The following is a 20,636-nucleotide window of genomic DNA, read 5'->3' as shown; positions in this document are numbered from 1 at the left end:
GGCCTCGGCGGCGTCGACACCCAGCAGGTGACGATCACTGTCACCGGCAGCAACGACGCGCCGGTGCTCAGCTTCGCGACCGGCAACGATGCCGGCGCGGTGCAGGAAGACACCACGCTCAGCGTGACCGGCCAGCTCAGCTCGGCCGACATTGATCACGATGCCACGGCGACCTGGAGCATCAATGGCTCGTCAACCGGTACCTACGGCTCGATCGCCGTGGACAACAGCGGCCAGTGGACCTACACGCTGGCCAACGGCACCGATGGCGTTGCCAATGCGGTGCAGGTGCTGAAGGCGGGCGAGAGCCACAACGAAGTATTCAGCGTGCAGGTCAGCGATGGCCTCGGCGGCGTCGACACCCAGCAGGTGACGATCACCATCACCGGCAGCAACGACGCACCCGTGCTGAATTTCGCAACGGGCAATGATGCGGGCGCGGTGCAGGAAGACACCACGCTCAGCGTAACCGGCCAGCTCAGCTCGGCCGACATCGATCATGACGCCACGGCGACCTGGAGCATTGCCGGGTCAAATACCGGCACCTACGGCTCAATCGCCGTGAACACCAGCGGTCAGTGGACCTACACCCTGGCCAACGGCACCGATGGCGTTGCCAGTGCTGTGCAGGCGCTGAAGGCGGGCGAGAGTCACAACGAAGTATTCAGCGTGCAGGTCAGCGATGGCCTGGGTGGCGTCGACACCCAGCAGGTGACTATCACCGTCACCGGCAGCAACGACGCCGCCGTGCTGTCCTCGGCCAGCGTTACGCTGAGTGAAACCAATGCTCCGCTGACCACCGGGGGCAGCCTGACCATTAGCGATATCGACAGCCCGGAAAGCTTCCAAGCGCAGTCCAACACCGCCGGCAGCTATGGCCAGTTCTCCATCGGCACCGGCGGTGCCTGGACCTACGTCGCCAACTCTGCCCATAACGAGTTCGCCGCCGGTACCACCTACACCGACACCTTCGCGGTGAGTAGTGCCGACGGCACCCTCACTTCGGTCACCGTGAATATCCTCGGCACCAATGATGCGGCCGTGCTGTCCGCCGACATCGCCAACCTCACCGAGACCCATGCCGCCGTCGACATTTCCACCACCGGCACCCTGACCATCAGCGACGTCGACAGCGCCGCAACCTTCGTCGCCCAAACCAACACCGCCGGTAGCTACGGCCAGTTCTCCATCGGCACCGGCGGTGCCTGGACCTACGTCGCCAGCTCCGCGCACAACGAGTTCGCCGCCGGTACCACCTACACCGACACCTTCGCGGTGAGCAGTGCCGATGGCACCCTCACTTCGGTCACCGTGAATATCCTCGGCACCAATGATGCGGCCGTGCTGTCCGCCGACATCGCCAACCTCACCGAGACTAATGCCGCCGTCGACATTTCCACCACCGGCAGCCTGACCATCAGCGACGTCGACAGCGCCGCAACCTTCGTCGCCCAAACCAACACCGCCGGCAGCTACGGCCAGTTTTCCATCGGCACCGGCGGTGCCTGGACCTACGTCGCCAACTCCGCCCACAACGAGTTCGCCGCCGGTACCACCTACACCGACACCTTCGCGGTGAGTAGTGCCGACGGCACCCTCACTTCGGTCACCGTGCATATCGCCGGCAGCAACGACTCACCGACGATCATTTCCAACGGTGGCGGTGCGACGGCTTCGATCAACGTGGCGGAGAACACCACGGCGGTCTCGACAGTGTCGGCGACCGATGCTGATCTACCAGCGCAGACGCTGAGCTACTCGATCCTGAATACGGCCGGGACGGACTTCAGCAAGTTCTCGATCAGTTCGAGTGGGGTGCTGACGTTCAATTCGGCGCCCGATTACGAGAGTCCCCAGGATGTCGGTGGTACCGATGGCGACAACGCCTACGTTGTGGATGTTCAGGTGGCCGACGCCAGTGGCGGAATCGATACGCAGACGATTACGGTAAACGTGCAGAACGTCGTTGAAACTCCGATTGATACAACACCGCCAGCTTCACCGACTGGGCTGACTTACAACAACTCCGGTACAAACCATAAGCTTTCAGGGAGCGCCGAAGCTAATTCATTCATTAAGGTTTACCTGGACAATGGCAATGGCGTGTTTGGCGCCGGCGACACAGAAATTGGGACCGGAACGACCAATACCGGCGGTCAATTCGCCAATATTGATTTGGCTGGCAAGTTTACGGGTACCAAGACGCTATTTGTCACGGCTATGGACGCGGCAGGCAACGTGAGTGCTGCAACTAGCATTAGCCTGACTTACCCTGCGGGAGTGTCCGGAGAAGCAATTAACCTTGCGATTGCTGATCCATCGGCAGGCCTGAGCGATAGCTTTGTTGTCACAATTGCCGACGTTCCGTCAAATTGGACTCTAAACGCCGGAATCAACAACGGCGACGGCACCTGGACCGTGCAGACCAGCGATCCCGGAGCGTTGACCGTGACAACACCAGAAGGCTTCGCGGGCGCTGCGGTACTCCACATCAACATGACCTGGACTAACGCCGACGGCAGTGTGGGCAGTTCCTATGTATTCAATAACGTCGAGGCCTTTGCCCCCGACACGCCGATCTTCGCCCTGTCCGCTGACGACAACCTGACCGGTTCGTCCGGTACCGACACCTTCGTCTTCGCCCAGCCGATCGGCAACAATCAGATCTACAGTTTCGATGCCACGGCAGACAAGATCGACATGATCGGCTTCACGGGCGTCACCGGCTTTGCTGACTTGAGTATCACTAATGACGCCAATGGCAATGCATTGGTCAGCATAAGCTCGGGTCAGACGGTCACTCTGAAAGGTGTCGATGCCGCGAACTTGAGCGAAGCGAACTTCCAGTTCGATGTCGATCCGCTCACCAACAACGCCGGCACCCTCACCATTGCCGACGGCGCGATCATGCCGTTCGGTGGCAGCATCCATAACAGCGGCACCATCGAGCTCGGCTCCAGCGGCAACGAGACCAGCCTTGAGATTCTGTTCCGTGGCGCGACCTTGACCGGTGGCGGCCAGGTGCTGCTATCCGACAACGCGCACAATGTGATTTTCGGCGGCAGCGCCGACACGGTACTCACCAATGCCGACAACACTATCTCGGGTGCCGGGCAGTTGGGCGCGGGGCAGATGATGCTGGTCAACTCGGGCCTGATCCTTGCCAGCGGCGTCAATGCGCTGGTGATCGATACCGGTAGTAGCGCCGTCACCAACACGGGGGTGCTGCAAGCCAGCGGCAGCGGCGGACTGGTCATTGAAAGTGCACTCGTCAACAGCGGTACCCTGTGGGCGAACGATGGCAATATCACCCTTCACGGAGATGCCGCAGGCGAGGGAAGCGCGACTATCAGCGGTTCGGCGATGCTGGAATTCGGTGCGGCCTCCGATCAGCATGTGACGTTCGACAGCGGCGCGGCAGGCACGCTCAAGCTTGATGTGTCGACGGCGTTCAGTGGCAGCGTCAGCGGTTTTGCCGCGGGTGACAAGCTGGACTTTGGCGATGTGGCGTTCGGCGCCGATACGCAGATCACCTATGCCGCGAATGACACAGGCACCGGCGGCCTGCTGACGGTGAGTGACGGCGCACATGCGGCGCAGATCACGCTCAATGGCCAATACGCGGCGGCCGGCTTGCAGGCCAACGCCGAGGGCAGTGGCAGTGAGCTGGCCTACGATGCAGCGGCGGCAAACCACAGGATGCTGGGCGGTCTGGCCAACGACACGCTGGTCGGCGGTGCGGGTGATGATCTGTTCCTCGGCGGGCAGGGCGACGACACGTTCTACGGCGGCCTCGGCAACGATACCTTCATGTTTGCTGCCGCAGGCTTCGGCAACGACTCGATCCAGGACTTCGACCTCAATCCGAGCGGAGGGCAGGACTTGCTCAATATTGCGGGGACGGGGATCAACAGCGAGACGTTCGCTGCCAACGTGAGCATTGCCGCTGACGGGGCGGACACGGTGATCGGGATCGGCGTGGACTCCATTCGCCTTGTCGGGGTCAGCAGTGCAGGTATCGATCAGGCGGACTTTATCCTGGCGGTATGATGCTTTTGCTGCCGGCCACTCGTTGCTGTGCGGTTGCAGACCCCATCGCGGATAAATCCACGAAGGGGTCTGTGGGAGGTATTTTCAAGAACTTCGATGTGGGTTGACTGACTTGCTCAGCGCGTGAAGCGGTCATCCCATCGAAGTCAGCAAAGGGGTTTCGATAACCAACTCACTCTGGGGGCAGCTCGCAATTTGGCACGACTACTTCGTCACCCCTGTTGCAGTAGTCTGAATAAGGCTGTGATCCGGGGGCACGCTTGGCGATTACCCGGTCCTACAGACAGTACTGGCTGGTAGGCAGCACGTCGATCTTGTCGAAATCGAGGAATCGGCTGCAGCTGTCCATCATCGTCGCCAGGTTACGCTGGAATTTCGCTTCGTCGCCCACTGCATCGAAAAAGGCCCGGGGATCGGTCATGGCAGCGGGTGGGAAACATTCCTCGACTATGGCATCGATCCTTGGCGCACCGTGCGACAGCGCCAACACCACCAGGTTTTGTACATATTGGAAGTTGTCCTGCGTGTCTACGGCCACCTCAGTGTGATGGTTGCGCCAGATGTCCAGCCAGGCTTCGGGCGTCAGACGCGGAGGTCGGGTCAGCAGGGCCAACTGGGCGAACCCGTGAGTACGTTCGCCGGGCGTTGAAGGGAAGCGAGTATTGGCGATGGCTACCGACTCGCATACCAGGTAGGCAGCCATGCGTGCCGTTGCGGCCGTGATGACGCTGTCGAAAGGACGACGAGCGGGCCCGTTGGCACTGTCCAGCCACAGCGACAGGCTGGCATCGGGCAGTGGTCGGTTGTTTTCCTGGCGCAGTCCGGCTGCGGGTTGCACATCGACATCGGACAGGTTCAATTGCACGCTACAGGCACCGAGTGCCAGCAATTGCCCGGCGACTTCACTGCGCAGGCGATGGGTGAAGGTATCAGGACTGACTTGAGCATCACGCCACAGCAGATAGATGACTTTTTCCATAGCGATCAAGCGCCTCGTTATGATTGTTGGATGAAGCAACCGTGCAGACACGTGGGAAAATACTGGCGTCATGGTTGATCAAACTCAGCCCTCGGTAATACCTCAAACAGACTATTCAACAAAAAAAGTGGGGAGATGCCGGCGCTTTGGGTTCGGGCGCACGCTCGACTGTCCGTTTCTGGCTGTGGAATCAACCGGCTGAGCAGCAACGCTGTCTCTCGCCCCCGAACCCAATGTTAGAATCTCGTTTTGAAAAAGGAGTTTCATCTGTGGAGGCTGGAAAAACGAGTTGCCCCTATTGCGCGGAAGTCATCATGGCTGAAGCCATTTTATGTAAACACTGCCAATCCGACCTCAGGCAAAAAATACGAATCTCGCCCGGATGCCCAATACCGTCAGAAAAGAAAATTGGTCGGGTCGGCAAGATCGTCGTCGGAATCACTGTCGCAATCACCTTGTACCTGGCAGTCGGCTTTTATGTCAGCAACACATCGCAAGACAGGGAAAGCATGCAGGCCCGTGAGGCCGCCGAACAATGCCGCGAGGAAATAGACAGCTACTCCGGCCCGGCAGCCGGAAAAAGCATCATCGCGGAGGTTTGTCGAAAGCTGGAGGACGATTTGCGCAAGGGTTTGAGCCGCGTGCCATAAAAAAGCCGATTCACTTACGGCCGACACTGAACCCGTGGCGAGGGAGCTTGCTCCCGCTTGAGTGCGTAGCACTCACAAATAGTGGCATTGTTGTCACATTTTTGGGGCCGCTACGCAGTCCAGCGGGAGCAAGCTCCCTCGCCACAAAAGTAGGTGTGCCTGAAGCACCGCGCTTAAGTGAACAGCGTTACGCTATTGAGCGGGCTTTTTTGCCTTTGGGATCTGGCAGTCTGAATCAGACCATGCCGACAAACGACAGGATAAACAGGACGATCACGACGGCGCCAACGAGGTAGATAATATTGTTCATGACTTCACCGCTTCATTTGGGTTGAGGGAAGAAACAGGGGTGTCTAAACAGCTGACACCCTCGCTCACGTTTCCGTTCCGTTACCCTTGCAGCAGGAGCGATCCAGGGGCTTTCGGCTTGCCGGCGTGGTGCCCGACGGAGCTACTCGCGACCGAACTAAAGCCTGAAAAGCACGAACTCAATCGTCTGGCGATATGGCTCAGTTTTTCTTCTTGATTAATTTGTTCATGTAGTACTTGAGGCTGAAACGATCTTTGGGCCTTGGTTTGTAGTGGGTTTTGTTTCTTTGCGCGGGATCGATCGCCAAGGTGCCGGCGGTGTAGTAATAAAGCGCTATAGACCTGCGAGTGATGTGCTCTGGGGTCGTCAAAGGCTCCGGGTGCCCATGGTTGCTGTCTTTGTCTGTATTGAAAACGACGCAGCGATTGTAAATGGGTAAGACCTTTTTAAGGCAGGTTTTCATGTTGACATCCCAAAGTTCCAGGTTGCCTCCATACTCCTCTTTCCAGTCTTCGTTCAGATAAATAATGATATTCAGCCTGCGCTCGACGTTAAGCTTCTTGTTGAGCCTGAAGTCCGAGTGCACCCCCAGGAAACCGCCGCTTTTCGTTTCATGCAAGCCACCACCGGTAAAGTAGGGGTCAGGTATCAAGCCTTCGATGCCGGTTAACTTCTCAAGAAACTGCAGCATGGGCGCCGAGTTGAAAGCATTGAAAACAGTCTTTAAAAACGGAGAGCATTCGTTGGGGCTGATTTGACGCTTTCGTTGCCCTTTATAGCCGCGCTCGTAGAGCATTTCGTTGTTGGTTGGCTCGACCGGGAAGTTCGAGCAAATGCTTGCAATCAGGTCTTCGTGCAAGAAGTTGTCGATGACGATGTGCGGAAATGGCGTGGCCTGGACATATTGGCTGGTCAATGACTCACCAAAGGCGCTGGCGTCGTTCTGGTCGAAATCAAGCTCCGGTGAGAGGGTGATGGGTAGTGCCTGAGTGATGACTGCCATTATTGCTCCGATAACTTGATATAACGACCTGCGGGTGGCTGGCTTATGCGTGTCGGCGTAGCTTAAGCCTTGCCGTCACCCTTGTTCAGGCGCTTAAGTATATTATTGTACATTTTGGTTCGTCTATGAGTCTTTCCATAGCCGCCAGCCGCTGCAACAGTCCCCGCCTGGATATGATCGAGATAGCTGAAGATTTTACGTGGCGATAAAGTTTCAACGACATAACCAAGTTGGGTCATTCGGTCTTGAAGGGTATATCCAGGAACACGATCATCCATCGAGAAGTGCATCCCGTGCTGTTTGACGAGTTTGCAGTTCCACAATGTGAAGAAACTCTTCAAATAGACCTCTCTATAGGGTTTTGGTTCTCTGGAACGTAGCCCCATGGAGGTTTTAATGCGTCTGTAGTGGTGTTTGAACAGTCGCGAACTAAAGCGCCAAAGCGTTCTCGCGGTGCCACGATTTAATTGCTCTACACACCCGACGGCTGCGACTTTTTTATTATTGATGCACTTGTTCAGTATCATCGGAAAGACATTTTTATCGAAAACGAACGTGTCGGTATGCATCAGGATCAAATAATCGGTTTCGACTCGCTCCAGCACCATGTCGAGTGCCTTGCCGTGCGCGATATGACCTGCTTCCGGTTCGGAAACGGATCGTTCGATCAAGTTGATCCAGTCCAGTGTTCGCAAGTATTCAGTGCTTTCATCGGCCGAGTAGTTGTCAACCACCCAGATTGGGACGTTGTGGCCACCCACGTGCTGGTGCAATAACTCTAAGCATATCTTGGTGATTTCCGGTGTCTTGTAATTCACGATGACGATGCTGAAGTTATTGGGGAATTCAGTCGGGGGGCTAGTGCTGTTCATTGTTCGGGTGCTCAATGATATTGTATTTATAGGTGGGGGCGATTGAGTCCGTATCCGGTTTCGCGTATTTGCCCGCGCAATGTTTTTCGTCTGTAAAGCTCAATTTTCAAGTCGCTTTGTCATGCACTAAATTTAGATGGCTTACTCGCGTCTGAGGGAGAGCAGTGGATGCGGGCCTCATCGTATAAGGATCCTCTCTATAGGTAAATATCCACGAAATAGTTCGTTACATCGGTGGGGGCATATGAGTCCCTCCGGGGGCGGGGGGACTGGATTCAATCTCAAGGTGAATCGGCGCCGCGGTCCGGAAAAGAAACCGCGGCGGCCGGTCGATCAGGCGGCGGGCAGCAGACCTCTCTGTTTGGCGACATGGGTCGCCAGTGCGTCCATCAAGTCCGGCGACAGGCAGTCATAGGGTTCCAGGCCGATCGAGCGCAAGCGCTCGCGGATAGCCTTCATTTGCGCTGGCGGTGTGCCGGTTTCGATGATGGAGGACACGAACGCCGCGAATCCCGGCGCCGCCCATCCGCTCTGTGGCGAAAGCTCGGTGTGGACGAAGTCCAGGCCATAAAACGCATGGTCCTTGTTCTCGATGCGCCCGAAGAGATGGGCGTGACACTGCTTGCAGGCGTGGCGCTGGATGGTGGCGGCTGCGTCGACAATCTCCAGTTTTTCGCCGTGGGCAATGACGCTGACCTTATCTCGAGGCACCACGGCGATGACGGCAAATATCGCGTTTTGTGGTTTCCAGCATTTGCTGCAGCCGCACGCGTGGTTATGCAGGGTTTGCGCGTCGATCCTGACTTCGACCTTGTCGGTCGCACACAGGCATTGCAGGGTGCCACCGGTGAAATTCGCGGCGGCGGGTTGGATGCCATTGTCCAGTGCGGGGTGAAGTTGCAAGGTGCTCATGCTGGCGTCTCCGTTTCAGGGGGCAGACAAAGGTGCCTGGGGCTGTGCCCCAGACCGTTGGATCAGCGGATTTTGAAAAGGACACAGTGCATCAACGAGAGACCTCCTTCGGTGCGACCGGTGGGTTACCCAGATCAAGAATAGTCTGCGATGACGCCTTGAGCGCGGCCAGGCTCACCTCACCGCAGCCGCAAGGTTTCAAACAGCGCGCGGTCTTCTTTTTTGGCCGAACGCGCATGGCGCCGAATGACCTGCAATAAGCACTCGGTGAAACAGACTGCCGGATTGCTCAGAGCGCCATCGCGGCGCGTCACGATGCTCAGCTGCCGGGGCTCGAACTGCTCGGCCAACCCCAGGGATACCACGCGCCCCAGGAATGGCGGGGCTGTGCTCACGATGGAAGGCCCCCAGGTGCACATGTCGGCCCGCTCGACCATCATCTGCAAAATGGCCAGTGAATGAGCACGCACGATTCGATTTTCGTCAATCTGCGCGCCGTGTTTCCAGAACAGTTCCTGCATCAGCCCATCGTGCCCGTCCGGCGCGTAGTTCAGGGTCCAGTTTTCTTCCAGTAGCTCGTGGATCGATCGCGCATGCTGTCGGGCGTGCCCCTCGCGGACCAGCACCGAGGTCTGGTAATCGAGCAAGGTTTCGCTGGCGAATTCCTGGGTCGATTGGGTGGGATGGAGTTGGCCAATCGCGAAGTCCATGCTGCCGTCGCGCAACAGCGGTTGGGCAACGGCCATCAGGCTTTCGTACAGCTCCAGCCTGATTTGTGGCATACGCTCGCGAAAAACCGACACGACTTCGGGCAGGAAGGTCAGGGCAACCCATGGGGTGATCCCGACACAGAGCCGGCCCTGGGCCTTCCCGCGCATGTGATCGAGCTCGGTCTGTGCGTGCTCCAGTTGCTTGATCACCAGCCGGGCATGAGTCAGCAGCACTTTGCCGTATTCGGTGAAGTTCAGACCGCTGGAGGTTCGGGTAAACAGCGGTAGCTGCTGGCTGGTTTCCAGTTCGCGCAACGCTTTGGTCACCGCAGCCTGGGAAATCTCCAGCGAACGAGCGGCCGCGCGGATGCTGCCGGTTTCGGCGCTGGCAATCAGCGCCTGTAATTGATGCAGTTTCATCTGCTCACCCTGGTGACAACTCATGGTTGCCATCATAACCAAACTGCGCCTCCCCAGCCCAGCGCCAGTTCCTTAAGATCGAGCCCAACAGCGCTTTCGCTGCCGCACAGCCCTCGAAGGAGAACACTCATGAATGCCGGTTTGGTCCTGCCTGGTATTGCCGCGATGCAAGATGAAATGATCGCGATACGTCACAGCATTCACGCGCACCCTGAGCTGGGTTTTGAAGAGTTCGTCACAAGTGAGCGGGTTGCCGCGTGTCTGACTCAGTGGGGCTTTGAGGTCAGCACCGGGGTGGGCAAGACCGGGGTCGTTGCCACCCTGAAAAATGGCGAGGGTCGGTCCATTGGCTTGCGCGCCGACATGGATGCGTTGCCGATCCAGGAAACCTCCGGTGTGCCTTATGCCAGCCGGATAGACGGTGTCATGCATGCCTGCGGTCACGACGGTCATACCGCCATCCTGCTGGCGGCGGGTCAGTATCTGGCCCGGACACGGGCATTCAACGGCACTGTGCACCTGATTTTCCAACCGGCGGAAGAGGGGCTGGGGGGGGCCAGGAAAATGCTGGAGGACGGACTGCTCGAACGGTTTCCGTGTGACGCGATCTTCGCCATGCATAACGTGCCGGGTTATCCCGTCGGGCATTTGGGTTTTTACAGCGGACCGTTCATGGCGTCTGCCGACACGGTGAACATCAAGATCATCGGCAACGGCGGCCATGGCGCGGTGCCGCACAAAGCCGTCGACCCGGTGGTGGTCGGCGCCTCGATCGTGATGGCCCTGCAAAGCATCGTCTCGCGCAACGTCAACCCGCAGGAGATGGCGATCATCACCGTGGGCTCCCTGCAAGCCGGAAGCGCCTCGAACGTCATCCCGTCCAGCGCCGACTTGAGCCTCAGCGTACGTGCCCTGACCCCCGAGGTTCGCCGGTTGCTGGAGGTCAGGATCACCGAGTTGGTCAAGGGCCAGGCCGAGAGTTTCGGCGCCCGGGTCCACATCGATTACCAGCACTGCCATCCGGTGTTGATCAACGATCCCGAACAGACGGCATTTGCCCATGAGGTCGCCCGCGAGTGGCTGGGAGATGAACACCTGATCGATGACTTGCGACCATTCACCGCCAGCGAGGATTTTGCCTTTGTCCTGGAAAAGTGCCCCGGCAGCTATCTGGTGATCGGCAACGGCGAGGGCGAAGGCGGGTGCCTGCTGCACAACCCCGGCTATGACTTCAATGACGGCTGCCTGCCGGTAGGCGCGAGCTATTGGGTCAAGTTGATCGAACGTTTTCTGAGTTGAGACGGCGCATTTCCACCCGTTGTGCCGGTAAAAAACCTACGGTCTGAGAGGAATAAAAATGAACAAGATGATTGCAGCCGTTTCCCTGGTGTTCCTGACGGCCTCGAGCCTGGCGGGGGCGGCCGACTGGTCCGGCAAGGTGTTGAAGCTGGGAGTCGACCCGACGTACCCACCGCTGGAGTACAAGAACCAGGATGGCACGCTGACCGGCTTCGGGGTCGACATCGCCGAGGCGTTGTGCGCCGAACTGAAAGCCCGCTGCGTCTGGGTGGAAAGCAGTTGGGACGGGATGATCCCGGCACTGCTGGCGCGCAAGTTCGATGCGGTGGCGTCTTCGATGACCATCACCCCCAAACGCCTTGAGCAGATTGCGTTTACCGACAAGGTGTCCAATGCACCGGCACGCCTGGTGGCCAAACGTGGATCGGGATTGCAGCCGACCCTTGAATCGCTCAAGGGCAAGCGCATCGGTGTGGAGCAGGGCTCGACCCAGGAGTCCTATGCCAAAGCGGTTTGGGGTTCCAAGGGCGTGGACGTTCTTTCCTATCAGAATCAGGACCAGGTGTACGCCGACCTCGTAGTGGGGCGGCTTGATGCCTCGTTGCAGGGGGCCATTCAAGCCAGCTACGGCTTCCTGAAAACAGCGGCGGGTCAGGACTATGAATTTGCCGGTGCCACCCTGGAGGACCCGGGCTTCTTCGGCGTCGGCGATGGCCTTGGTCTGCGCAAGGAAGATGTCGCGTTGCGCGAAGACTTGAACAAAGCCCTGGCAACCATTCTCGCCAACGGTACTTACGCGCGGATCAACGACAAGTACTTCGATTTCGACGTCTACGGCGCCCGGTAACGGCGCCCGGTAAACCGTCGTCGTGACCTTGAGCAGGGCGCTCGTTCGTGCGCTCTGTTGCCCCCTTCACCTCACCCTAACAAGAACAAGGAGAGTGAGATGCTTCTGGAAGGTTTTGGCCCGCAGATCCTGCTGGGCACCCTGGCTACCGTCAAACTGGCGCTTTGTTCATTGCTGATCGCCGTGCTGGCAGGGCTGATTGGCGCCAGTTCCAAGTTGTCGTCCAATCGATTGCTGCGCGCACTGGCTGCGGGGTATACGACCGTGATCCGCAGCATGCCGGACCTGGTGATCATGTTGCTGCTGTTCTTCAGCCTGCAGATGTTGCTCAACCGGATGACCGATTGGCTGGGCATCACTCAGATCGACATCGACCCGTTTCTGGCCGGTGTCGTGACACTGGCGTTCATTTACGGGGCCTACTTTACCGAGACGTTTCGCGGCGCCTTCCAGGCCGTCCCGGCGGGGCAGATCGAAGCGGCGAGGGCTTACGGCATGACCCGTGGGGAAACCTTTCGCAAGGTCCTCTTTCCACAAATGCTGCGCCACGCCTTGCCGGGCATCGGCAACAACTGGCAGGTGCTGATCAAGTCGACGGCCCTGGTGTCGATCATCGGCCTGACCGACGTGGTCAAGGCCACGCAGGATGCGGGCAAGGGCTCGATGCAGTTCTTTTACTTCACCCTGGTCGGCGGCCTGATTTACCTCGCCATTACCACGGTCTCCAATGGCGTGTTGCTGTGGCTTGAGCGCCGCTACTCGGTCGGCGTCAGGAAGGCTGCGCTATGACCGCCATTCTCGAAAACTACTGGCAGGCTTACCTGTGGAGTGACGGGCCGCACTTTTCCGGGCTGGTGGTGACCTTGTGGCTGCTGATTCTGGCGGTGGCGATGGGCTTTTTGCTGGCGGTGCCGTTGTCGATGGCTCGCGTCAGCCGCAACCCGCTGCTGCGCCTGCCGGTCTGGTGCTACACCTACGTGTTTCGTGGCACCCCGTTGTACATCCAGCTGCTGTTCTTCTACACCGGGGTGTACAGCTTGCATGTGGTGCGGTCCCAGGACTTTCTCAACGCGTTTTTCCGTGACGGCTTCAACTGCACGGTGCTCGCGTTCGGGCTCAATACCTGCGCCTACATGACCGAGATTTTTGCCGGCGCCATCAGGGCGACCGCCCACGGTGAAGTCGAGGCCGCCAGTGCCTACGGAATGAGCCGGTTCACGCTTTATCGGCGGATTATCCTGCCGTCGGCGTTGCGCCGCGCGCTGCCGTTTTTCAGCAATGAAGTGATCCTGATGCTGCATTCCACTTCCGTGGCCTTTACCGCCACGGTGCCCGATTTGCTGAAGATCGCCCGGGATGTCAACTCGGCGACCTATGCATCCTTCACTGCTTTTGGCATTGCCGGCGTGTTGTACGCCGCCTGTGCTTTTTTCCTGATCTGGCTGTTTCGACGTGGCGAACTGCATTGGCTGGCCTACCTCAAACCGCGCACGCACTGACCCCTATCGGACTTGCTCGAATGTATAAATTGATCGTTGAAGATATCCATAAAAACTACGGCAACCATGAAGTGCTGAAAGGGGTTTCGCTCAAGGCCAGGGCAGGTGATGTGATCAGCATCATCGGCTCCTCCGGGTCCGGGAAAAGTACCTTCCTGCGTTGTATCAACCATCTTGAACAACCGTCGGCCGGGCGCATTGTCGTCAATGACGAAGAGTTGCTCACCCGCAGAAACTCGAGGGGCGAGCTGTGTGTGGTTGACCCCGGGCAGCTGCGGAGCCTGCGCAGCCGGTTGTCGATGGTGTTCCAGCACTTCAATTTGTGGAGCCACATGACCGTGCTGGAAAACATCATTGAGTGCCCTATGAGCGTGCTCGGTATCAGCCGGGCGCAGGCACTGGAGCGGGCGCGCCATTACCTTGCCAAGGTGGGGCTGCCACAAAAAGTCGAGCTCCAGTACCCGGTGCATTTATCCGGCGGCCAGCAACAACGGGTGGCCATTGCCCGTGCGCTGGCCATGGAGCCTGAGGTGATGCTGTTCGACGAACCGACCTCGGCCCTTGACCCTGAACTGGTGGGTGAGGTGCTCAAGGTCATGCAGCAACTGGCCGAAGAGGGCAGGACGATGGTGGTCGTCACCCACGAAATGGCGTTTGCCCGGCAGGTGTCGAACCACGTCATGTTTCTGCATCAGGGGCGGGTGGAGGAGTCGGGAGCGCCAGGCACGCTGCTGGAACAACCGCAAAGCGAGCGGTTGCAGCAGTTCCTCGCCGGGAGTCTCAAGTAGCTGCCCGTTAATCTGCGAAAGAAAGGCACCGGCGTTCAATTGCTGGTGCCCTGGGGAGACAGACTTCACAAGGGGGATTTCTGACTGCAGTGCCGAGAGAGTATTTCGACTTTCCAGGCGTGAAGGATAATTTCGAGTACTAACGCCAGCACAGCAACCGACCGGCTGCTTCTGGGCCGGTAGCTGCCCTTCGCGACAGGCAGCAATGGGGCGTTTTTAGTCCCTCGCAGCAGTCAGCGTTTGACCGTTCCCGGTCGGTCATCACTGCGGCGCCTGTAGGTCAAATGGATGCAATATTCCACCCTCAAAGAGTCCGATTCTTCCCGTATTGCAATGGGACTCGCTCATGAAGGAGGGGCCGCGGGGCGTTAGATGATGCCTACAACCTCCGTAGTCGCATGATGGCGTCCGTGATGCCTAGAGCATTCGTGTTCAGTGTTTCCATGGCGCGTTAGCGGCGGTACTCCCACTTCACTCTCAGAGAGCCACTTAGTCACCTCTTCAATGGCCGCACAAATGGCGTGCAGGAGCAGCGTTAGTGCGTCGGCTGTGGTTATTTGAAAGACGTACTGGTGCGGCTGCCGACGCAGAAGATGAATCAGATTGACGAGTTGCTGCCGCATGTGGCAAGCAGCGTAATCAGCCAAAGTGGGTTTGCCAGCCGCTTACAGATGCCCGGAATGTTACCCATTAGCTAAACTGCTGACCGCTCAACAGTAGGGCTGTTGTCATATCACCGATTAATTCGGTTTTTGGTGAATGTCAGCGCAAGTTTAACCGAGAAGTAGCTATTTTACGGCCTGGCTTTTTTCATGATCTCTTCTATCATTTTAAGCGTGTCCGAGCCACGCCCCTCGATAAGTTCAACATAAAAATTGCTGTAAGCATCCGAAAGCTCGCGATATTTCCGAAGGTTTGATTCATCCATGATGCGATGGCCTGGTATATCCCTTGCTTCAACTTGGGTGTTGATCTCACCACGCTCAGCTGCGGATATCAAATATTCCATTTGTTCATACAAAGCCAAGGCTGCAGATTCTTGTTCTTTATACAATTCCAGTTGTTTTCGCAACTCGATTGCGGCCTGTTTTAACGCTAGAATATCCATGCTAGTTCCTAATTGTCGATTTCGCCAATGAGCTTTGCTGCAGACCACTCGTGCCGATTAGGCACCAGATACTGTGCCGCCTCTCCCGCTCTCGTGATTCTACCCCCAAATTCTACCGTTGGCGCAACCTTGCTAACGAAAACTTCAGTAGGCTCAAGTGGCTTAATTTCAAAAATAGAATATCTGGCATTTTCGCTGATGACCGGCAAACCGAGTGAATCCGCTAAAGTTTTATCGGACTTAGCTGCCGCCTTCAATTCTTCCATTGTAGTGAAAAATGGTGAATAGTCGGAAATGCCTTTTTCACCCACAGGTACGATCTTCACAAGCGGCGTTCTTATGCTAGTGGTAACTGGTACAGTACTTCCTGATGCCACTTGGCCAAAAGCTCTCTCTAAGAGACTTGCAGATGATGCCTTAGGGTCTGCCAATGCGAGTTTAGCGATGTATTTTTGCCCGTCCGCGCTCTGGAGATAATTATGGATTTCCTGGTTACTTAAACCCCTTGGCTCAAATGTCTTTACCGACTTTCGTTTATTTTCGGCTGAAACGAATTCAGTATCTTGCTTCGCGTAAAACTCACGCATCTGATTTTCCCGCGCAAGCTTCTCAACTGAAGTGACCCCCCTAATCTGTAGCTCCGGATGCTCCAAAAGTAGTTTTTCGTTTTTCGTGAGCCATACAGCGAACGGCTTGTTGGAAATCTCTGATCGAAGCTTGGCACTTCTCGTCGCAATACTTTCGAGGCTGTTGACCACACCCGCTTTCATCTGCCCTCGGGTGAGATAGGTAACAATTGCCGTCAGTAGCAGCAACACCAATTGCTCTTGCCCTTGGGCCAACTGTCTGGCTGCGCGTTCTTTGCGTTCCTGGATCATCGCCGCTGATCCGCCAGCCGGGTCGAGGCCTGGATTTTTCAAGCCGTCTTCAGCTTGCCACGCGGTACAGAGACCTTCATATATCGTTGATAGGCAGGGCCCTATCCCCGCCGAGAAATAACCGGTGATGGCGTACAACCCAAGTGCCGCCATGATCAAGTTACCGACCTGCAATCCAACACCAGCGCCGATTGCTGCGCCAGGCACTGCGCCAGCACCAAAGCCAAGCGAGCCGACCGCTCCACCCAGAGCGGCGCCGATCGTCACGCTACCGCCCACGATCATCACAACTTCCTGCAACAGTTGGAGCAACACCGGCAGAATTTCGTTGATATTTATCGACGCCCATTTGCGGCTGATGTTCATCTGCATGATGGGGACAGATAGGGCCATCGCGTGGCGGACGTTATCGATCCGATGTCCGCCCACGTACCCGTAGGCTTGTGTGGTGCCGTTGCTGACGCGGCGGGTAAAGCCGTTCCAGCCGTCGTGGGCGCGTTGGAAACCGTCATCAATGCCCTCATTCAACGCATTGAATTTCTCGTCGAAATTTCGTTCGATGTCGTTCCAGCTTGGCAGGTTGGTTAAAAGATCCATTTACTCGTGACGTCCTTGAAAGGAGGCGGGGCTGCCACACCTGTTGGAAGTTTGGCCGGGTACAGGCAGGTTGCCCATTTATGTCCGTGAATGCTCGAAAACATGTTCAAACGGAGGCTATTTTTCTCATCGCTGTTACAAAGGGCCGTGATGTCAAACAGACATTGTTGTTATTAACTTAATGCTCAGATTCTCGCAAGCCTGTGCGGCAGGGGTTCAAGGCTGTTCCCAGAAAGTCAATGCCCGCGACGATCCACGGCAAACTTGCTTTCACGCGGTATCTCAACAGCCAGGCCGACGCTGCTGCGCCAACCAACATGCCGGGCATGGAGAACACATGCCCGAGCCCAAACAACCCTTCGGGGTGGTCGAGGCTGGCGATGATGTTCATGTAGATCAACAGCGTGGCCACCGCCCCGGCTGTCGTGCCAGTCAGCAACAGGGCAGGCTTTCGAAACATCAAGCCCAGTACGCACACCGCCGCGGGGACTGCGACAAGGTACCCACTGCCTGTATACAGCGGGTTCGCACATATACTGGCGTAAAGGAGAACCGGAGTGATTAACAGGATGGAAAAGGCAAGATCATCTCTGCGGCCAACTGTCATTCCTATCCTCGCTTTCAGCATCGTGCTTGGTGGAATGGCGTAGCGGACGCAAACATTCTTGCTTGGAGGGTCCGTTTTTGGCCGTTTTCTGCCCGTCGCAAGAGGCAGAAAACGACTGTGGATTCAACCCATGACTGTCAGTGACGGCACGGGTCTGCAAGGCAAATCCACAACGCAATCACTTCTTCGCGGGTTTGCCGCTGGCAGGGATGTGCAGGTACGACATCACGCTTTCAGTCAGTTCGGTGGCCAGTTTGACCGCTTCCTTATTACGCGCCATCACGCCGGCGACCAGGCCTTCGATCAGGGCCAGCACGGCGATGTTGGAGCTGGTCAGTACCGGGTGGTCGCAAGGGGCAAACAGCGTGTGCTCGGCAATGCCGGTGAGCGGCGAGGCGGGTGAGTCGGTGATTGCCAGCACGGATGCGCCGCGTTCATTGGCGAAGCGTGCCAGTTGCAGGGTGTCGAGGGAGTAGCGCGGCAGGGAGATTGCCAGCAACACGTCCTGATCGGTAATCGCGGCCAGGCGGTAGGCGGCATTTTCGTTGCCACCCTCCATGCTGATGGCCGTGGCGTCAGCACAGAAGGGCATCAGGGTCGACGCGGCGAGGCCGGCGAAGTAAACACTGTTGCCGAAGCCCAGGATGTAGATTTTGCGGGCCGTGCTCAGGCGAGTGACGAAGGCTTCAAAGGTGTCGGGGTGGTTGTTGGTCACCGCCGTGGCCAGGTTGCTGCTGGCGCTCTGCAGTTGTTCATGCAGGCCAAACGCGCCGCCCGGGCGATGGGCCAGTTCGTTGCGCAGTTTGTCCACCGGCGACACCATCTGCTGCAAGGTTGCGACCAGCTCGGCCTTCATGCCGCTGTAGCCACCGAGGTCCAGCGCTTTGGCCAGGCGGTTGACGGCGGCGGGTGAGGTCAATGTTTCGTGAGCCATCTCCTCGATGGTCAGCGTCGCGGCCTTGAGCGGGTGACGCAGGATGAAGTCCGCTACCTTGCGCAGAGACGGTGGCAGTTCGGAAACGATTTCCGTCAGTTTGCGCATGACCGGCGCGGCATAGACGGTGGTGTCTTTCGATGGGGTTGGCATATCCGGCTCAACGTTTCCTGAAGGTGAGAGTAGGGCTGTGCCTGATGCCCTGACAAGGTTGGCCGGAGTGTATCCCAAGCCTGCCTTGTCAGGGCAGCGCCGAGCAGTGGACGGGTGGCGGTCTTACTTCAGGCTCCCGGCCAGAAACTGCCGCAGGCGTTCGGACTGCGGGTTGACCAGCACCTCACGCGGGTCGCCGCGCTCTTCGACAACGCCCTTGTGCAGGAATACCAGTTGGTTGGAAACCTCGCGGGCAAAGCCCATTTCGTGAGTCACCACCACCATGGTGCGGCCTTCCTGTGCCAGGTCCTGCATGACTTTGAGCACTTCGCCGACCAGTTCGGGGTCGAGGGCCGACGTCGGCTCATCGAACAGCATCACTTGCGGTTCCATTGCCAGTGCGCGGGCAATCGCCACGCGCTGCTGCTCGCCACCGGACATGTGCGCCGGCCAGGCGTGCATGCGGTGCGCCACACCGACTTTGTCCAGGTAGTGCTCGGCCTTTTCCCGTGCCTCTTTCTTGCCTTGGCCCAGCACATGCACCGGGGCTTCCATGACGTTATCCAGAGCGCTCATGTGCGACCAGAGGTTGAAGTGTTGAAACACCATCGACAGCTGCGAACGCATGCGCTGTAACTGCCTGGGTTCGGCCGCTTTCAGCCCGCCAAGTTTGTTGGTCACCAGCTTGAGCGGTTCGCCATTGAGCACGATGTTGCCTGCATTGGGTTGCTCCAGCAGGTTGATGCAGCGCAGGAAGGTACTTTTGCCGGAGCCGCTGGAGCCGATGATGCTGATCACGTCACCGGCCTGCGCTTGCAGGGACACGCCCTTGAGCACCTGGTGTGCGCCGTAGCTTTTATGCAGGTCCTGAACTTCAAGTTTGTACATGGTTTGAACTCTCTGGAATCAGTCGCTGAGCAAGCGACCCTGGCGAATGGGGGTGATGCCTGCCACTTTGGCCAGCCACAATCCGGGCTGGGCAAAACGCAGGCGTTCGCGGGCATAGAGAATGCCGTCGGTGCTGGCGCTCACCACGCTATGGCGGTCGGTCAGCGGGTCGATGACCTCGAACAGCGGATCGCCGACCTTGACCTGCGCGCCCAGCGGTTGCAGAAAGCTCACCACACCGGGATGGGGCGCACAGGCGTACTGGGCGCCGGCGAATGGCATGGCCTGGCAGCGGCTCGGCGGTGCCGCTGGCCAGTCACCGCTGATCAGGCCCTGTTCGGCGAGATAGCCGAGAATGGCCTGGGCGCTGTCGAGGCATTGCTCGCGCCCGGTGTCTGCCATGCCGCGCAGTTCGATGGTGGTGGCCGCGCACGCCAGGGGAATATCGGCTTCGGGAAACCGCTCGGCCAGGCGCAGCCAGGCAATGGCGCAGGCTTCGTCGAAGGCGCTGCCGCCGGCACCTTCGGCCAGCAACGTGACTTGCGCGTCGAGGCGTGCGGCCAGGGACTGCAAGCGTGGCCAGTGTTGCGGCATCGCATACAGCAACATGATCGATTCGAAATCGCAGTGCAGGTCCAGCACCACATCGGCGTCACAGGCATGCTGCAGCAGCAGGCGGCGCAGGCCATCGAGTTCCGAGGCCGGTGCCGGCATGGCAGCGAGGGCATCAGCCATGGCGCGGCGAATCAGGGCGATGTTGGCGTCGGCATCGTCTGTCAATTTGCCTTCCAGCAGCGGTGCAACGGCATCGACCAACTCCGGGAAGTCGCGATTGAAGTTCTTGCCGCTGGAGAACTCGAAGCGCCCCTGATGGGTGGCCTGGAACATCTGGGCGATACCGATCGGGTTGGCCATGGGCACCAACTCGATCACCCCGGTCAGGCGGCCTTGGGTTTCCAGTTCCAGCAGACGGAGCTTGAGTTCGACGGCGACGCGCATCCCCGGCAACTCGTCGGCATGCAACGACGCCTGGATGTAGGCTTTGCGTGGTCCACTGCCAAAGCGGAACAGCGACAGCGTGCGTTCGGTGCCCGAGGCACTCCACGGCAACAGGTATTGAATGTGCTCCATG

The 20,636-nt window shown here is 58.1% G+C and carries 18 protein-coding genes and 1 pseudogene; 7 read left to right on the top strand and 12 right to left on the bottom strand.

The window, feature by feature from the left end; genetic code table 11:
* A partial coding sequence (locus KW846_RS08645) for an S-layer family protein (RefSeq protein WP_218481964.1) occupies nucleotides 1-4,050 on the top strand: 4,050 nt, incomplete at its 5' end.
* A 277-nt stretch (nucleotides 4,051-4,327) separates the two neighbouring features.
* Here the strand turns inward: KW846_RS08645 and KW846_RS08640 are convergent.
* Nucleotides 4,328-5,029, bottom strand: coding sequence for an EthD domain-containing protein (locus KW846_RS08640; protein ID WP_218481963.1), 702 nt, complete (start codon nucleotides 5,027-5,029; stop codon nucleotides 4,328-4,330).
* Nucleotides 5,030-5,343: 314 nt separating this feature from the next.
* Between KW846_RS08640 and KW846_RS08635 the strand changes: the two genes are divergently transcribed.
* Nucleotides 5,344-5,679 (top strand): hypothetical protein, encoded by a 336-nt coding sequence (locus tag KW846_RS08635; RefSeq protein ID WP_256356643.1) that lies wholly within the window; start codon nucleotides 5,344-5,346, stop codon nucleotides 5,677-5,679.
* A gap of 509 nt (nucleotides 5,680-6,188) precedes the next feature.
* Here the strand turns inward: KW846_RS08635 and KW846_RS08630 are convergent.
* The 4 genes from KW846_RS08630 to KW846_RS08615 form a co-directional block, all read right to left on the bottom strand.
* A complete protein-coding gene (locus tag KW846_RS08630; protein WP_218481962.1) occupies nucleotides 6,189-6,992 on the bottom strand; it encodes a 2OG-Fe(II) oxygenase in 804 nt (267 codons plus the stop codon).
* A 62-nt stretch (nucleotides 6,993-7,054) separates the two neighbouring features.
* Nucleotides 7,055-7,864: a glycosyltransferase family 2 protein gene (locus tag KW846_RS08625; protein ID WP_218481961.1), complete on the bottom strand. Its 810-nt coding sequence runs from the start codon at nucleotides 7,862-7,864 to the stop codon at nucleotides 7,055-7,057.
* A gap of 333 nt (nucleotides 7,865-8,197) precedes the next feature.
* Nucleotides 8,198-8,776, bottom strand: coding sequence for an S-(hydroxymethyl)glutathione synthase (gene gfa / locus KW846_RS08620; RefSeq protein WP_218481960.1), 579 nt, complete (start codon nucleotides 8,774-8,776; stop codon nucleotides 8,198-8,200).
* Nucleotides 8,777-8,955: 179 nt separating this feature from the next.
* On the bottom strand, nucleotides 8,956-9,906 hold the full coding sequence (locus KW846_RS08615; protein ID WP_007978198.1) for a LysR substrate-binding domain-containing protein: 951 nt from the start codon (nucleotides 9,904-9,906) through the stop codon (nucleotides 8,956-8,958).
* Between the two features lie 129 nt (nucleotides 9,907-10,035).
* Between KW846_RS08615 and KW846_RS08610 the strand changes: the two genes are divergently transcribed.
* The 5 genes from KW846_RS08610 to KW846_RS08590 all read left to right on the top strand — a co-directional run bounded on the left by KW846_RS08610 (nucleotide 10,036) and on the right by KW846_RS08590 (nucleotide 14,339).
* A complete protein-coding gene (locus KW846_RS08610; RefSeq protein WP_218481959.1) occupies nucleotides 10,036-11,205 on the top strand; it encodes a M20 aminoacylase family protein in 1,170 nt (389 codons plus the stop codon).
* A gap of 58 nt (nucleotides 11,206-11,263) precedes the next feature.
* Entirely contained in the window at nucleotides 11,264-12,052 is a 789-nt protein-coding gene (locus tag KW846_RS08605; RefSeq protein WP_218481958.1) for an ABC transporter substrate-binding protein, read from the top strand.
* 99 nt (nucleotides 12,053-12,151) lie between these two features.
* Nucleotides 12,152-12,841, top strand: coding sequence for an ABC transporter permease (locus KW846_RS08600; RefSeq protein WP_102701110.1), 690 nt, complete (start codon nucleotides 12,152-12,154; stop codon nucleotides 12,839-12,841).
* Nucleotides 12,838-13,551 carry an ABC transporter permease gene (locus KW846_RS08595; protein WP_007978207.1) on the top strand — a complete coding sequence of 238 codons (714 nt, stop codon included), beginning with the start codon at nucleotides 12,838-12,840 and terminating at the stop codon, nucleotides 13,549-13,551. The genes KW846_RS08600 and KW846_RS08595 overlap by 4 nt, the downstream gene beginning before the upstream one ends.
* Before the next feature lie 20 nt (nucleotides 13,552-13,571).
* Nucleotides 13,572-14,339 carry an ABC transporter ATP-binding protein gene (locus KW846_RS08590; protein WP_116583125.1) on the top strand — a complete coding sequence of 256 codons (768 nt, stop codon included), beginning with the start codon at nucleotides 13,572-13,574 and terminating at the stop codon, nucleotides 14,337-14,339.
* 379 nt (nucleotides 14,340-14,718) lie between these two features.
* On the opposite strand, the pseudogene KW846_RS29975 reads toward KW846_RS08590, so the two are convergent.
* From KW846_RS29975 to KW846_RS08560, 7 genes and pseudogenes are all read right to left on the bottom strand, one after another.
* Nucleotides 14,719-14,962, bottom strand: a pseudogene (locus KW846_RS29975) (hypothetical protein).
* Between the two features lie 170 nt (nucleotides 14,963-15,132).
* Nucleotides 15,133-15,447: a hypothetical protein gene (locus KW846_RS08585; RefSeq protein WP_218481957.1), complete on the bottom strand. Its 315-nt coding sequence runs from the start codon at nucleotides 15,445-15,447 to the stop codon at nucleotides 15,133-15,135.
* Nucleotides 15,448-15,455: 8 nt separating this feature from the next.
* Nucleotides 15,456-16,922 carry a DUF6861 domain-containing protein gene (locus KW846_RS08580; protein WP_218481956.1) on the bottom strand — a complete coding sequence of 489 codons (1,467 nt, stop codon included), beginning with the start codon at nucleotides 16,920-16,922 and terminating at the stop codon, nucleotides 15,456-15,458.
* Nucleotides 16,923-17,100: 178 nt separating this feature from the next.
* Nucleotides 17,101-17,529: a hypothetical protein gene (locus tag KW846_RS08575; protein ID WP_218481955.1), complete on the bottom strand. Its 429-nt coding sequence runs from the start codon at nucleotides 17,527-17,529 to the stop codon at nucleotides 17,101-17,103.
* Between the two features lie 178 nt (nucleotides 17,530-17,707).
* The gene (locus KW846_RS08570; RefSeq protein WP_218481954.1) at nucleotides 17,708-18,616 is read right to left on the bottom strand and encodes a MurR/RpiR family transcriptional regulator; all 909 of its coding nucleotides are present in this window, start codon (nucleotides 18,614-18,616) and stop codon (nucleotides 17,708-17,710) included.
* A 123-nt stretch (nucleotides 18,617-18,739) separates the two neighbouring features.
* The gene (locus KW846_RS08565; RefSeq protein ID WP_218481953.1) at nucleotides 18,740-19,504 is read right to left on the bottom strand and encodes an ABC transporter ATP-binding protein; all 765 of its coding nucleotides are present in this window, start codon (nucleotides 19,502-19,504) and stop codon (nucleotides 18,740-18,742) included.
* An 18-nt stretch (nucleotides 19,505-19,522) separates the two neighbouring features.
* Complete coding sequence (locus tag KW846_RS08560; protein WP_218481952.1) at nucleotides 19,523-20,635, bottom strand: succinylglutamate desuccinylase/aspartoacylase family protein; 1,113 nt, start codon at nucleotides 20,633-20,635, stop codon at nucleotides 19,523-19,525.
* Nucleotide 20,636: the final 1 nt, after the last annotated feature.

The sequence above is a fragment of the Pseudomonas sp. PDM32 genome, assembly GCF_019219225.1.
GTDB classification, from domain to species: domain Bacteria; phylum Pseudomonadota; class Gammaproteobacteria; order Pseudomonadales; family Pseudomonadaceae; genus Aquipseudomonas; species Aquipseudomonas laurylsulfatiphila.
The sequence above is the reverse complement of the archived record's forward strand: the minus strand, read 5'-3'. Positions and strand labels throughout refer to the sequence as shown.

Excerpts from the sequence above, each read along its gene's own strand:
- KW846_RS08640 (WP_218481963.1), bottom strand. The coding sequence starts at position 5,029 with ATGGAAAAAGTCATCTATCTGCTGTGGCGTGATGCTCAAGTCAGTCCT.
- KW846_RS08635 (WP_256356643.1), top strand. The coding sequence starts at position 5,344 with ATGGCTGAAGCCATTTTATGTAAACACTGCCAATCCGACCTCAGGCAA.
- KW846_RS08630 (WP_218481962.1), bottom strand. The coding sequence starts at position 6,992 with ATGGCAGTCATCACTCAGGCACTACCCATCACCCTCTCACCGGAGCTT.
- KW846_RS08625 (WP_218481961.1), bottom strand. The coding sequence starts at position 7,864 with ATGAACAGCACTAGCCCCCCGACTGAATTCCCCAATAACTTCAGCATC.
- gfa (WP_218481960.1), bottom strand. The coding sequence starts at position 8,776 with ATGAGCACCTTGCAACTTCACCCCGCACTGGACAATGGCATCCAACCC.
- KW846_RS08615 (WP_007978198.1), bottom strand. The coding sequence starts at position 9,906 with ATGAAACTGCATCAATTACAGGCGCTGATTGCCAGCGCCGAAACCGGC.
- KW846_RS08610 (WP_218481959.1), top strand. The coding sequence starts at position 10,036 with ATGAATGCCGGTTTGGTCCTGCCTGGTATTGCCGCGATGCAAGATGAA.
- KW846_RS08605 (WP_218481958.1), top strand. The coding sequence starts at position 11,264 with ATGAACAAGATGATTGCAGCCGTTTCCCTGGTGTTCCTGACGGCCTCG.
- KW846_RS08600 (WP_102701110.1), top strand. The coding sequence starts at position 12,152 with ATGCTTCTGGAAGGTTTTGGCCCGCAGATCCTGCTGGGCACCCTGGCT.
- KW846_RS08595 (WP_007978207.1), top strand. The coding sequence starts at position 12,838 with ATGACCGCCATTCTCGAAAACTACTGGCAGGCTTACCTGTGGAGTGAC.
- KW846_RS08590 (WP_116583125.1), top strand. The coding sequence starts at position 13,572 with ATGTATAAATTGATCGTTGAAGATATCCATAAAAACTACGGCAACCAT.
- KW846_RS08585 (WP_218481957.1), bottom strand. The coding sequence starts at position 15,447 with ATGGATATTCTAGCGTTAAAACAGGCCGCAATCGAGTTGCGAAAACAA.
- KW846_RS08580 (WP_218481956.1), bottom strand. The coding sequence starts at position 16,922 with ATGGATCTTTTAACCAACCTGCCAAGCTGGAACGACATCGAACGAAAT.
- KW846_RS08575 (WP_218481955.1), bottom strand. The coding sequence starts at position 17,529 with ATGACAGTTGGCCGCAGAGATGATCTTGCCTTTTCCATCCTGTTAATC.
- KW846_RS08570 (WP_218481954.1), bottom strand. The coding sequence starts at position 18,616 with ATGCCAACCCCATCGAAAGACACCACCGTCTATGCCGCGCCGGTCATG.
- KW846_RS08565 (WP_218481953.1), bottom strand. The coding sequence starts at position 19,504 with ATGTACAAACTTGAAGTTCAGGACCTGCATAAAAGCTACGGCGCACAC.
- KW846_RS08560 (WP_218481952.1), bottom strand. The coding sequence starts at position 20,635 with ATGGAGCACATTCAATACCTGTTGCCGTGGAGTGCCTCGGGCACCGAA.